This window comes from Saprospiraceae bacterium, assembly GCA_016717265.1.
In the GTDB taxonomy this organism is placed as follows: Bacteria; Bacteroidota; Bacteroidia; order Chitinophagales; family Saprospiraceae; genus Vicinibacter.
Map to the genome: position 1 here is coordinate 1605236 of JADKFX010000001.1, position 15175 is coordinate 1620410.

Below are 15175 nucleotides of genomic sequence, written 5' to 3' on the forward strand. Positions count from 1 at the left end.
ATTCATTAAGAATTATAAACCTACGAATAAATTTACACTAATTTGATCTGCAATGTATTTGCCTTTGCGGGTTAGACAATATTTTTCATTTATAATTGTCATATTTCCAATTTCGATTTGTTTTAGTACTTGAGATTTTATGTAGCTGAAGAATTCACCGAAATGATGCTCAATATATACAAGGTCGAGGCCTTCAATCCGTCTCAATTGTAACATGAGATATTCATTACAATGGTTTTTCTTACTTAAGACTTCGGTTTCGAAATAAATTAGATTGTTTTCAATAGCTTGAATATATAAATTATTATTGGCAATATTCCATCTACGGATGTCCCCTAAGTAAGAATGTGCAGCAGGACCAAATCCGAAATACGGCACGCCTTCCCAATATGCACTATTATGTTTTGCCCGAAAGGATTTCTTAGAGAAATTTGAAATTTCATAAGCTTCATAGGAATGAGCATCACAAAAATCTAATAAGCAATCCATTTGCGTGAGATTAGAGAATTCTTCTGGAAGCTGAATTGTATTTAATTGTACTTTTTTATACAAATCAGTCTTTTCTTCCAAGGTGAGAGCATATGCTGAGAAATGAGGAGCTTGGTAGCCTAAAACATATTCTAAATTTTTTAACCAACTTTGATAATTCTGTCCTGGAAGTCCATACATTAGATCTATACTAAAATTTGAAAATCCAGCCTGGATTGTAAATTCGATAGCATCATGTGATTGTTTTACATTGTGCGCTCTATTCATCCAACGCAAATCAGGTTCATGAAAAGATTGGACGCCAATACTTAGCCGGTTAATTCCAAGCTGAAGTAATTGATCCAAATAGCCTGGATTTAAATCGTCTGGGTTAGCTTCTAATGTAATTTCAGGATTTTTTGTTAATTTATAATTTGTGCGAATTGTATTTAATAATTTGTTAAGCTCAGATTCGTTTAGTAATGATGGGGTGCCACCACCAAAATAAATAGATTGAATTATGAAACTATCTCCTTCTGCAGATCGCGTTTCAATTTCAAATATTAAGGCATTAAATAATAGGTTTTTTGTACGTAAATTCGTTGAGAAATGAAAATTGCAATAGCTACATTTGCGCTTACAATAAGGAATATGTATGTATAAACCAGCAGGCTTGTATAACTCCTTTTCAACGATCTCCGTTTTTTCTGGTATTATCAGCATATTATTTTTTTCATTTTTACAGAAAAATTACGCACAATCAGGTTTCAAGTATGAAGTATTTGTAGATCAAGACCAAAGCCACCACGAATTTTCCAAAATACAAGATAGTTTGCAATTGATTGCAAAGATACAAGATTGGATTTCTGATGAAAGGCAAAATGGTTATTTGTTAGCTGGAATAGATTCCATTATTTCAAAGAGTTTAGTATCCGTTTACCTAAATAAGGGTCAGCAATTTAAATATGTTCGTTTGATTGAAATTCAAGGTTCAGATGTCGACTGGAAAATGGATTCAAAGATTCAAGAATCTAAACATAATTCTTCGCCTGAATTCTGGGCATTATTATTTGATGAATGGATTCAGAAGAAAGCCAGTTTTGGTTATCCTTTTGCAAGAATTGATTTTTTGCAAGTAATGCAGTCAGAAGATACTCTTGTTGCATATGTTAGTTTGAATCCTGGTCCTGAAATTGTTTTTAAGCAAACGGATCAAAGAAACAAAATAATATTTAAGGAGTTTGTTTTAAATAAAGTCACTGGTGTTTTTCCGGGTAGAATTTATAATCAATTGCTTGTCGATCGAATGCTTCCAAGTTTATCCAAATTGTCATATCTTAATATAAAGTCGGCTCCGCGTGTACTTTTTTTGGGAAATGAAGGAATTGTCTGGCTTTATCTTGAAAAAGCAAAAGCAAATAAATTTGAAATTTTATTGGGATTAAGTTCTGAAACCGGACTTGCAGCAAAGAAGTATAGATTAACTGGGGAGGCAGGGTTTGACATTCAAAATACAATGAAATATGGCGAACGAATCTTTATGAGATATGAAAATCTTAGTGAAAATTCTCCGCGTCTTAAATTAGGTTTTGATTTTCCATATATTCGGATATTGCCTTTAGGGTTTTCAGCCGATTTTAATTTGTTTAAATTTGGTGAACAATATTTGGATATTAGTTCCCAATTATTTATTTCGTATCCCTGGTCGAGAAATCAAAAAACTGCAATTTCATTTGGTTACCATGGATCATCGATATTAAGCCCAGATACCTTGAGTTTGATTCGAGCAAAGAGACTCCCAAGTCAATTGGATTATCGTTTTCTAACGGCTGGTTTAAATTATAAATTTAACAATTTAGAGTATCCAGTAAATCCTAGAAAAGGAATTCTAATGCTTCTGGATTTAAAAGTAGGGAGAAAAGAATTTCTTGCGAATAATGTATTACTATCCTATGAATCAAACGATCTTCATATTCAATCTCAGTTTGATAGTTTGAATCAAAATCAAGAACAGGCTGTTTATAATTTAGAAGGTTCTTTATTTGTTCCACTTGCTCAAAGGCATATACTCCTTTTTAAATTTTCAACTACGGGTATTTTAAGTGCTGGGAAAATTTTGGAAAATGAATTGATTCGAGTGGGAGGCTATAAAAATCTAAGAGGTTTTGATGAAGATTTTTATAGGTGTTCTAATGCATTTATACAAACAGTTGAATATCGATTTTTATTAGATCGGAATAGTTTTGTAAATATATTTTCTGATTTTGCATATTTAAAACAACCGAAGGATGAACTGTTTGAATGGAATTGGTATGAAGGAATTGGTATCGGTATTCAGTTTCAAACAAAAGTGGGTGCCTTTTCGTTGCAATATGCAATCGGAGCAAACAAATCAGAAGCTTTTAATTTTGGAAACGGTAAAGTACATTTTGGGTATTCTAGCCTTTTTTAAAACGGATTAGTTTTTTGACAAAATGCAATATTTTGCAACCGAAATGAGATTCCCATTTATAAACAAAATAGGGCTCATTTATAGACCCAAATCCTTGCATAAAATAGGCAATTCCCGGTATCATACTTCCTTCAAAATCTAATATTGCATTTTGATTACTATAGGTTTTAATTACGTGATTAAGAATTGCATGCATTGCAAAGTCTTTTTTGCCAGCTTGAGTAGAACATGAAATTAAATAGACTATCCGATTATTATATTTTGTAAAAAATGCCTGCGCAAGGATCTCTTTATTTTTATTCGTTGCATTTAAAATGAATCCATAATTTCTCATAAGACACTGATTTATGAGCTTGTTGATTAGATTTTTATTTTTATATTTAGAAATTATAGATTGATTACTATATTTATTGTAAAAGCTGGAGAACGAATCGGGATCTATTGAGTTTTGGATTTCGATACCCATCCGATCACAATGCTTTAGATTTAATTTATGGCCATTTCTAAATTTTTTATATAATTGATCATAGGGTTGATTCAAGGGTAATATATAATTGTTTCTAATTTGTTCATGAATATTATTTGGAATATAAGTTAATTTATTGGATATACTTAATAGTCCACATTTGATATGGCTTAGTATAAAAGTTAAAGTATTTGCATCTATTTCTAGATTGTTTTGTAAAGGTATCGGGTCAATTCTTTGAATATAAGGAGGAATAAATGCTTGGTTTATAAAAAGTATATTTTTTGATGGTATAAACCAAATCAATTGATCACTTACAATTTTGTAAGCTTCTTTACATGCAAGTTCTAGATACCATTGTTCTTGTGTAATACTATGAATATATGGATTTGAATTTTTGGTTTCAAATTTTGAAATTGGGAGTTTAGTTATTGAAATAGGTTTCATGAATCCACGCGAATAGAAATACTAAGTCCATCTCGGAGCGGTAAAATCTGGGTATTCCATTTTTTTGATGCAGCTAAAGTTCTATTGAATAGATCGAGTATTTTAGTCTCTTCATCTTTTTGAGTTTGGATTACTTTTCCATACCAAAGTACATTATCGGCAATCAGGATACTTCCAGGTTTCATTTTTGCTTCTAGAATTGTAAGCAATTCAAGATATTTATTTTTTGCAGCATCTAAAAATACAAGGTCATATGCAATATTAAATGTGGGAATTAACTCTAAAGCATCTCCCTTATACCATTTGATTTTAGGATAAACTTTAGACTTAGAAGCATACGCTTGTATTAAATGATCATACGTATCCACAATTTCAATTGTATGTAATTGACCATCAGAGGAAAGTCCTTCTGCAAGACACAATGCACTATAGCCAGTAAACGTACCAATTTCAAGAATATACTTTGGTTGTTTTAAACGGGAAATTAAGCTTAAAAAGCGACCTTGCATTTTGCCTGAAACCATTTGTGGTGCGATCGTTTGAAGATAGGTTTGTCGTTCCAATTCCAGAAGTACCGCATCTTCTGCGTGGCTCAATAATTCACAATAGTCCGATAATGTAATTAAATCTTTAGAATGCATCAAGAATTATTGCAATAAAGTTATATCTCCAGAATATGTTTTGATTTCACCCTGATCAGAAATTTCTGTTAAGTAAATATACACTCCAGGATTCACTTTATCTTGATTAGAACTCAATCCTCCCCAACCATCTTTTTCAATTCCCGGAACCCCATTTATTTTTTGAAAGACTAAATTTCCCCATCTATCATAAATGTTTAGGTAATTAATTTTTGCATTCGGGCTTAATCCAATAGGATAAAAAAAGTCATTAATATTATCACCATTTGGGGAAAACACATTCGGAAAATATACTTTCGATTCTTTTTTGACTATTAATTGTATTGTTGCTGATGCAGTACAGCCATTTATGTCGGTTACAATGACTGTGATTAAATCATCATGGTCTGCTGTTATTAAGGGTTCCATACAATCATTACAACTAAGTTGGTCAGCAGGACTCCATAAAATAGTTGAAATATCATTTGGATTCGATAAAATGTTAAGTTTAATTGTAGTATTTGATCCTGAATTTAATTCAATTTGTGGTGCTAAATTTATTTTAACAGACTCATTCTCCAGAATATTAACACTTGATGTAAATCGACAACCATTTGAATCTTCTACAATTACGGAATATATCCCAGCTGCTAAGTTTAAGTTATTAAGATTAGGAAAAAAAGTGATTCCGTTATCGATGGAGTATTTATAGGGTGCGTTACCACCAAGAATATTTAAAATTTCTATTTTGCCATCGTTTTTATTGCAACTTGAATTAATTCCCTGAACCATTAAATCCCGAATTCTTGAGGTATCTTCAATCACATCAACAAACGTACTGGTGCTACAACCGCTTCTAGGGTTAGTAATTGTACAAAAATACCGACCAGGTACTTTTGTTGAAAATTGTGGAAGCGTATAATTAAATCCATTTGGCCCTGTCCATTTCATAGTAAAACCTTGAAGACTTGAGCTTGCTTTTATGGGAGCAATATTCCGGGTACAGGTTATGGTATCAGCAGATAAAAATAGATCTGGCTTGCTTGTGTCTGATTTGATATTTAAAGTTTTAATTAAAGTACAAGCCGCGGAATTTGTAACCGTAATTGTATAATTTCCTCCATTTGTAATTCTAGGATTTTGCAGTGTACTACTAAAGTTACCTGGGCCTGACCAATTAAATACCAAATCCGTTTCTCCAGTGTTTAATTGTAAAGTTACATTTGTTCTTATACAATTTATGCTATCATCCAAAACATTAAAAATGGGTAATTTTCTTAAATCCTGTATCGTTATACTGTCGAGACTAATACATCCAAAACCAGTTGAAAAGATTACAAGATATTTACCGGGTTCATTTATTGTGATTTGTTGAGCATTAGAATTATAACCATTTGGACCTAACCATCGTATGCTTTGAGCTGGCAAATTGGCATTAATACTTAGCTGGATAACACTGTCTTTACAGGTAATTTTATCGTTTGATTTAATAAGATTCAAGATGGCTTGTTCTGAAAATTTTGAAATGTGTATTTGCTTCGTTGATTCACATCCATTTGCATCTATAACTTTTAAAATATAGATTCCGGAATCCTGAATTTCTGGTCTAGCCAAAGTTGAAATAAAACCATTTGGTCCGGTCCATTCAAAACGAACGCCCTGAGTTGCGGATCCTCCAAATAAAAATAATTTTTGTTGAATGCAACTTAAGGTATCATCTTTTGCAAATACATCGGGCAATTGATCTTTTTGAAATACAAAAACAGAATCCATAAATATACATCCATTTAAACCTGTAAGTTGCAAAATATAAAATCCGCTTTGTGTAATTGTAGGATTAGGTAAATTAGAATTGAAATTATTAGGACCTTGCCATTGAATCATAGCACCTGGGCTAATATTTAATGCCCGAATGCTGGCAGTACTTTTACATTGGATGGTATCCGCTTCTAAAGATGCATTTGGCAGATTTGTATCTTCAATAATTTCAAGAATTTGTGAATTTAGACATCCATTGATACCTTGCACTGTCACCGTGTATATACCCCCTTTTGTAATAGGTGGTGCTTTGAATATACTATTAAAATTATTTGGACCAATCCAATTGAATCCAACGGTGTTAGAATCCACAAGGATGAAAGGAACTATTTGAGATTGCTTGCAATTTATGGTATCTGCAGATAATTGAAGAAATGGGACTGCTTTATCTTCATCAATTTGTAATTGAATATCAGATGTACAACCATTTACTCCAGTGACCACTAAATTGTAGTTTCCTTTAAGCCTAATGATAGGCGATGCAACATTGCTATTAAAATTATTCGGTCCTGTCCATATATAGCTTCGAACAATTCCGGCAGTTATATTTAAATGTACACTGTCTTTAATACAGTTCAGGGTATCATTCATACCGGTAATAGATGGTTTATCAATATCTTTTGAAATAGTAATACTTTTTGTAAGGATACATCCATTAACGCCTGTAACTTGAAGCAGATAAATTCCGGAATCAACGGCTTGTATTTGATTTTGATTTTTTACTATACCTGTTGGAGTTTGCCATTCAAATTGCGCCCCCGGTGTATTGGTGCCACCCGTAATAGTGATCATTTTTTTATCGCAGGTAATAGTATCTTCATTCGATATAAATAAATCTGGTAGATCTGCAGATTTTTCTATAAAAATGGAGTCACTTCCTATACAACCATCCTTCGTTTTTACATCCACAAAATACCAACCTGATTCTGTTACAATAGGCTCTAAAATATTGGATATAAAACCATTCGGTCCTTTCCAATTAATAGTTGCTGTAGTATCTGTAATTAATTTTATAGCAAGCGATTTCTTTGAGCATGTTAGCGTATCACCAAATATTTTTAAAGCAATGTTATTTTGTAAATCTTTTACATAGAAGGAGTCTAATTCACTACATCCAAAACTATCAATTGTTGTAAGATAATACCAACCGGTATCTTTAGTAACCATTTTAATACTGGAATCTTTTTTGAAGCCCTTTGGTCCATTCCAAAAATAATTTGGCTTTTTGCCAATAGAACTTGAAATTAGAACCGCTGAATCTTTGGCGCAGGTAATACTATCCCCAGTAATTTCAGCCTCAATAAGACTTCGATTGTCTTTAATTTCAACTTTGGATGTACTTTCACATCCATACGAATCAGTTACTTTAACGGTGTATTCTCCAGGTTCTTTTATATTGTTATTGGTAGCCCGTGGGCTATAAAAACCATTTGGACCATTCCACTCAAATTGAGGGGAATTTGATTTACTACTTGCTTCAATACTACCGGTTGCATTTTTACAATCAATATCTGTAGACTTTATTTTTATATCTGGTTTTGTTACGCTTCCATTTACGGTTATAATTAATTCTTTTTCACACCCATATAATCCAGTTATTTTTAATGTATAGATTCCAGGTGTATCTACAACGGGCATTAAGGTTTTTTCGTTTCTAACAATCCGTCCATTTTTTGTAGTCCAATTATAGCTAATCCCATTGCCTTGAGATGAACCTGAGGCATCAATTGTAATGGGTCTGTTTAAACAATTTATGTCATCCACAGGAGCTGCTTCTGCTATTAAATCATAAACTACTACAGTGACCACATCTTTTTCAACGCAGCATTCTTTAATCGTGATATCATCAATAGCGCACATACTTGCAGGTCCTGTACCTCCGAAATTTTCAAAGCAAAATGTTCCAGTATTTGCAGCACCTGAATTCCACATAAAACTCCCTATAGCTTCAAGACATAAACCACTTGGTGCATCTACACTCCCAATTAAAGTTCCATTTACTTTTAAACCAATAGTTGGTGGAGAACCAAATATGTAGGGAATCCCGAAAACTTTATATTCGATTTTATAATCTGTATTTGGTGTTACATTTATAGTTTGACACCATATGTTAGTACCTGAACCCGTTGGAGTAATTACCATTGTAAATGCACCGATATTTGGATTACAACCAAATGCACTGGCGATTTGTGGTACACTCATGATCATATATCCTCCAGTAGATGTAATCAGATTATTTACATTTGTGTATTGTGTATATTGAGAGGTGGCAGGTGCTATATTTCCGGTTTCAAAATTACCGTTCATGATCAGGTTGTTTGAAATTCCATGTGCCGTTAAAGTATAGGTAGTGGTCATGCTTGGATTTGCAACCGGATTTAATATATTTGGATTACTTAATCCGTCTATAGGTTCCCATTCGTATTGATTCGATCCATTTACATTGCCACTAAGATTTTTTCCTTGGCCAGCACAAATGGTGATGTCCGGTCCAGCATTTACTGTAATGCCACATCCATTTTGCAAAAAGAGATGCTGCGATAATTTAGTTGGACTTATATTTTGTTGAGCTTCGATATCCCAGGGACTCAGAAATAGATAAGAGAAAAAAATCGTCAATGCAAATTTAAAACTCATCTTATTAAAGTTATATCGCCTTTTATAATCCATTTTTGTCCATTTATTAATTCAACTTCAGCCCAATAAATATAAACTCCAGGGTTACATTTTTGGTCCTTAAAAGTTCCATTCCAAGCTTTTGATTGATCATTCGGTTGGAAATTCCTGGTTTCAAATACACGATTTCCCCAACGATCAAATATTTGAAAATTATGGATGCGCGTAACATCCTCTTTGGAACCATGTATCCAAAGAATATCATTGATATTGTCGCCATTCGGACTAAAAACATTTGGTACCCAAACTTTTGGTGTTTCTACAACTATTCGAATTCTTTTAGTGGATATACAACCGTTCGTATCAATAACAGTCACATTATAGATTGCTGTTTCTGGAGGATTTGCAAATGGATCTTCACACTGATTACAACTAAGATTTAATATAGGATTCCATTGAATTGATTTTATAAGATTTCGATTTGGTAATATTGTTAAATCTAAGCGGATAGAGTCTCCTAAACCAATTGCAATTTCTGGTGCTAAATCGGTGTCAATAAATGGCAGGTCAACGATTTCAAAATCCTTTTGAAATTCGCATTTATTTTCATCTATAACATATAAAGTATATAATCCAGATAATAGTGGATTAAAATTTGGATTCTTTGTATAATTTCTTTTTTGGTCAATTGAAAATTGAATATTTTGATGTCCACCAATAATTTCTAATACAGATGCGGAACCCGTTTTGGCTCCACATTTTGGATGTATTGTTTCTATTAAAACATCTTTAATAATTAAACTATCTTCCGATACAATTTGATTCTTTCTTGAAATACATCCATTTGAAGGATTTAGAATTTCAATAAAATATGCTCCCCCTTTTTTTGTTTTTAATAAAGCGTTTGTTGATAGTATTTGATTTTGATTATTTGTCCATCTAAAAATTCCGTTAGTGATATTTGTTGTGGCCAATAAGGTAGCCTCTGAATGAATACAGTCAATACTATCTGAAGCTGTTAATATAGATGGCTTTAATGTATCTATAAAGACAATGGATTGCTTTTGATTAATACAACCATTTGAAGCAATAATAGAAATTGTATAAGTTCCCGGAATCAATGTAAGTAAATTTGACTGGGTCGAAGTAATAGTTCCTGGACCTTTCCATTGATATTGGACTCCAGGTGTATTTGATTTTGCAGAGAGATTAACGGATGGAAAATTGCAATTTATAGTATCGTTATTTGATGTAAGATCAGGAGTCAAGGTATCTACTGGCACAAAAAATGAAATTGAATTTGCACAAAAATTCGAATTAATAACATCAAATGTAAACGTTCCTCCTGCTTTTGTTAGAATGCTGTTTGATTTGTATTTTTGTTGATTATTTAAAGTCCATTCGCCGATAAGGTTTGCTGGAACTATGGTCGCCTTAAGTTCTACTTCTCTATCAAAACAGTTAATACTATCGAAGGTATATTGCACTAATGGTTTTATGGTATCTTGTAAAATATCAACAACAAAGACATCAGAACAAGTATTCGGTGAGACCACGATTATATTATATTTTCCACCTTGTGTAATCGTTGGGAATTTTTGATTTGATGAAAAATTTGAGGGACCTGTCCATTTGTATGAAACCAGTGAATCAGAAGTTGTAAAATTCAAATTTGTTTGAGTTTTCAAACAGTTTAATGTATCTATGATTAAATTAAGTACAGGTTTCAAGGTATCTTCTAACACTTCGACATTCAGAATGCTGTAGCAATTTTCAAAAGTACTTATTCTAATAGTATAAATCCCAGCTGTATTGACAGAAATATTTTGGTTATTAGATTGAAAACCTGCGGGTCCAGTCCAATCAAATAATAGGCTATCTCTGGAAGAAATTGCAAATAAATTTGCTGTCCGCTTTGTACAATTTAAGGTATCATTATTTGAAATCAAATCGGGCTTTCCAATATCTTGAAAAATAGTAACTGTTAAAGAATCACTGCAACCATTTGGGTTTGTAACTACAAGATTATAGTTTCCAGGATTTGATGTATAGGGATTTAATAGTATTGAATTAAATCCATTGGGACCCTTCCATTGAATAGCGGCATTTGCATTGTCATTTGTTGCCTTTAATTGAATGCTATCTTTTTTACACGTTAAGGTGTCGTTTGTAGTGCTTAAAATTGGCAACATGACATCTAAATAAATATTCAGGATTTGAGTTGTTGAACAGCCATTAGGAAGCGAAGCAGTTACTGTATAATTACCATCTTTTGAAACGAATGGATTTTTTTGACTGCTTGAAAAATTATTAGGCCCACTCCAACTATAAATGGATGTTAAGCTGTCTGAAAGTTTTAAAACGGTAGATTTTTTTATGCAATTTAAAGTGTCATCTAAGAGTTTAATGTCGGGTTTCAAGGTATCAACAAAGAGCTCAATCTGAACAGTATCTGAGCAACCATTTTTTGCTAATCCGATTACCTGGTATTTGCCGGCTTGATTTGAATAAACGGAGTCTTTAAGTTCCACAAAACCATTTGGTCCATACCAACGAATATTAACCGTTGGATCGAGGTTTGATGAATTTAATGGAATGGAAGTTTTTAAACAGCTTATGGTATCATTGGAAGCTGTTAAATTTGGGTGAATAGTATCTGCAAGAACTGGAATATTTAATAGCGTTATACATCCATTGTCTGCTTCTACTTTCAATTCATAAACACCCGCTGAGCCGGTTTTAATAGATAAGGTATCTAATGAATAAAACCAACTAGAACTTTGCCATTGTGCATTTACTATTTTTCTGTTAGTTGTTACTATGATAGTTGACGAATCCTGTAGACAGGTAATTGTATCTAGCTGATAATTTACAATTGGAAGGTTTTGATCTTTTTTTAAAAGTACCGTATCATATTTAATGCAACCTGAAGGAGAAGTTACTTTTAAAATATAAATTCCTGTATCCACCACATTCCATTCCGACTTTGAAAAATTAGTATTGTTAGGGCCTGACCATTCAAATTTTGAACCAGCAACGGATGAAGAACCAATTAATCTAGCGGTATCAACTTTACAGTTTATGGGATTTGACTGGATACTAATTTTGGGATTATCTATAATTTCGAAGACATTGACAGAATCAATTGTTTTACAATTATATTCATCTGTAATAGTTAGAATATATTTACCTGCTTCAAGCACAACAACAAGTGGATCATTCGAATTAAAACCATTCGGCCCACTCCATTGATACGTTAATGGGGAAACTAAACTTCTTGATAAAATGGTAGCACTTAAATTATTGCAACCTAAAGTATCTTTTGAAATCAGCAATAGATCCGGGGGTATGATATTCCCTTGCACTTCAATGCTTTTTGTTAAACAACAGTTCGGCAACGGTGAACAGACTGTAAGATAATAAGTACCTGGACCTTTTATTGTTGGTTCCAAACTATTTGCCCCTGAAATAATTTTTCCATTTGAAGTGGTCCATTGATAAGTCCAACCGGTACCTTTTGATGAAGCTTTGGCATTTAATTTTATCATTGGATTATCGCAAGTAATTAATTCAGGTTCTTCAATTTCAACAATAATTTCTTCAACCTCAATTTTCATAGTATCTTTTACTTCACATATTTTTTTGAAGCCTAAATCATCAATTGCAAAATCATTTCCACCAGTTTGAGTATTTTCATTTAGAATACAAATTTGTGCCACCGTATTTCCCCCAGAATTCCATGTCACTTCATATTTTTCCCATAAACAAGTGGAGCCACTTGAGTTAAAATTTGGTCCAATTGGATTACCATTTATTGAAAATTGTAAAACAGCTGGAGAAGCGGATACAACAGAAGTGACCCAAGCTGTGAAAACATAATCCATATCTGGTATTACAGTTACATCTTGGCACCAAACATTTTGAAAAGCGGCTGAACCATTTAACACCATCATAAGTCCTCCACCTGAAGTATGGTCGCCGCAGGGTGCAAATCCTGCATGTCCAAATTGAGGATTCGTGATGACACCGTACGTTCCTTCGCAATCTAAATATCCTAATCCATAACATGAATTAGTTCCTAACACATAATCGGTAGTAAAACCAGTATTTCCGGCTTCAAAATTTCCATTTACAATTAAATTTTGAGAGCTTAATCCTCGGGCTGTTAAAATGTATTCTTGTGGGCCAAAAACAGTTGCTTTAGTTATGGGAGATTTAGGATTACTTAAACCTGTCGCGGGATCCCAAAAAATTTCTGTTACAGCACCTGTAACTTTTCCATTGATTGTAATTATATCACCGATATTACAAACTTTTAGATCCGGTCCGGCATTTACAGAAATATTGCATTGCCCGTTTAGGACTTCTCCAATAAAGCAAAGAATAAGTACTATTTGAAAGAATGCTTTAATCATAAAGTATCTTAAGGACCAAATTTACTAATTTTGAAGATGAAATTCAAATATTTTCGGAAGCATATGGTTTAAAATGATATATATATATTATTTAATTACATATGATAAGAATGAATCAATATTCTAAGTAATATTTCTAAAACTAGAATCTTGTTAAATAAAAAAGTAACAATTTCGTAGGAGGTTTTTAGAATCTTGCCTAATTTGCAAAAAAACAAGTAAAATGCAACGTAGATCAGCGCTTCAATTAGTTGGTGCTTTGTCAGCAGCAATTGTGACAAAACCTTCTGATATGTTGAAGGTTTTGGAAACTAAATATCAAGAATCATTATCTACTTTGACATCTTTGTCGAAAGTAAATGAAACGGTAGTTGTTGATGAAACATTTTGGACTCAAATCAGACAAGCATATTCAGTTTCTCAAACTTTAATAAATTTAAATAATGGAGGGGTGTCTCCACAACCAAAGCTTGTGCAAGAGGCTGTTGAATATTTTAATAGACTCAGTAACGAGGCTCCATCATTTTATATGTGGAGAATTTTAGATCAGGGCAGGGAACCACTTCGGGAAAGATTAGCAAATATAGCAGGATGTAGTGCAAGTGAAATTGCAATCAATCGAAATAGTTCTGAAGCATTAGAAACTGTGATTTTTGGTCTTCGGTTGAAAGCCGGAGATGAAGTGGTGCTAACGAAGCAAGATTATCCAAATATGATAAATGCCTGGAAGCAAAGGGAACATCGAGATGGTATAAAATTAAAGTGGGTTAATTTTGATTTTCCAATAAATAATGAGCAAAAAATTGTGGATGGTTTTGTTAGTGCATTTGGACCAAAAACTAAAATTGTTCAAATTACACATATGATTAATTGGAATGGCCAATTATTGCCGGCAAAAAAAATTGCGGATGCTGCACATGAGCGAGGGATTGAAGTGATGATTGATGGAGCACATACCTTTGGGCATATTCCATTTTCTATTCCAGATTTAGGTGCAGATTATTTTGGAAGTTCTCTCCATAAATGGTTAAGTGCCCCATTTGGTAGCGGTTTGTTATATGTTAAGAAAGATAAAATTAAAAACTTGTATCCACTTTTAGCAGCGGCTAATCCAGAGTCAGAAGAGATTACTAAGTTTGAAAATTTAGGTACGCGTTCTTTTGCTATTGAACAAGCAATTTCACATGCTATTGATTTTTATGAAATGATAGGTGCTGAACGCAAATTCCAACGTTTATTTGAATTGCAGCAATATTGGACAAAAAAAGTTGAACAACATTCAAAAATAAAAATAAACCATCCACAGGATATTAGCAATAGTGGTGCTATCGGTAATGTTGCAATAGTTGATAAAAAACCTGAAGACCTTTCTAATTTCTTATATGATAATTATAAAATTCATACGGTTGCTATCAATTGGGAGAACATAAATGGAGTGAGAATTACGCCGAATATATATACAACAAAAAAGGAATTAGATAAATTAGTCAAAGGAATCCTTGCATTTGCAAATTCCTAATATGCTTAAAAAGGATGAATACAATTCGGCAAGTTTTATAAAATTTTTAGAATGAGATTCTCCTATTTGAAGTTTATTAGTTTTCACACTATAAACTTATAGAATATTTAAATAGGTCTTAATATAAGTGCCGAAAGTGGGACTCGAACCCACACGACTTTTAGGGTCACTGGATTTTGAGTCCAGCGCGTCTACCAGTTCCGCCATTTCGGCATTCTTAATTAAGGATTGCAAAGCTATAAACGATTCTCAAAACAGCTTAAATTATTTTATAATTATTCAAATAAAGCTATATTGAATTTATATATTAAAATAATATTTAATATGAAATGAATTGATTGTGTTGATATTTAG

The 15175-nt window shown here is 32.7% G+C and carries 7 protein-coding genes and 1 tRNA gene; 2 read left to right on the forward strand and 6 right to left on the reverse strand.

Annotation, left to right across the window (positions count from 1 at the left end):
- Window positions 1–12: 12 nt before the first annotated feature.
- Complete coding sequence (gene hemW, locus IPO86_06320) at window positions 13–1191, reverse strand: radical SAM family heme chaperone HemW (GenBank protein MBK9727718.1); 1179 nt, start codon at window positions 1189–1191, stop codon at window positions 13–15.
- Here hemW and IPO86_06325 point away from each other — a divergent pair.
- A complete protein-coding gene (locus IPO86_06325) occupies window positions 1124–2920 on the forward strand; it encodes a hypothetical protein (GenBank protein MBK9727719.1) in 1797 nt (598 codons plus the stop codon). The genes hemW and IPO86_06325 overlap by 68 nt on opposite strands.
- Here the strand turns inward: IPO86_06325 and IPO86_06330 are convergent.
- From IPO86_06330 to IPO86_06345, 4 genes are read right to left on the reverse strand one after another with little or no spacing between them, the layout of a single operon-like run.
- The gene (locus tag IPO86_06330; GenBank protein MBK9727720.1) at window positions 2907–3833 is read right to left on the reverse strand and encodes a hypothetical protein; all 927 of its coding nucleotides are present in this window, start codon (window positions 3831–3833) and stop codon (window positions 2907–2909) included. The two genes, IPO86_06325 and IPO86_06330, sit on opposite strands and share 14 nt — an antisense overlap.
- Window positions 3830–4474 (reverse strand): O-methyltransferase, encoded by a 645-nt coding sequence (locus IPO86_06335; protein ID MBK9727721.1) that lies wholly within the window; start codon window positions 4472–4474, stop codon window positions 3830–3832. Before IPO86_06335 ends, IPO86_06330 begins: the two co-directional genes overlap by 4 nt.
- A gap of 6 nt (window positions 4475–4480) precedes the next feature.
- The gene (locus IPO86_06340) at window positions 4481–8908 is read right to left on the reverse strand and encodes a gliding motility-associated C-terminal domain-containing protein (protein ID MBK9727722.1); all 4428 of its coding nucleotides are present in this window, start codon (window positions 8906–8908) and stop codon (window positions 4481–4483) included.
- Window positions 8905–13302 (reverse strand): gliding motility-associated C-terminal domain-containing protein, encoded by a 4398-nt coding sequence (locus IPO86_06345; GenBank protein MBK9727723.1) that lies wholly within the window; start codon window positions 13300–13302, stop codon window positions 8905–8907. The genes IPO86_06340 and IPO86_06345 overlap by 4 nt, the downstream gene beginning before the upstream one ends.
- Before the next feature lie 292 nt (window positions 13303–13594).
- Between IPO86_06345 and IPO86_06350 the strand changes: the two genes are divergently transcribed.
- Complete coding sequence (locus IPO86_06350) at window positions 13595–14821, forward strand: aminotransferase class V-fold PLP-dependent enzyme (GenBank protein MBK9727724.1); 1227 nt, start codon at window positions 13595–13597, stop codon at window positions 14819–14821.
- Window positions 14822–14949: 128 nt separating this feature from the next.
- Here the strand turns inward: IPO86_06350 and IPO86_06355 are convergent.
- Window positions 14950–15034: transfer RNA gene (locus IPO86_06355), tRNA-Leu, on the reverse strand.
- Window positions 15035–15175 lie beyond the last annotated feature (141 nt).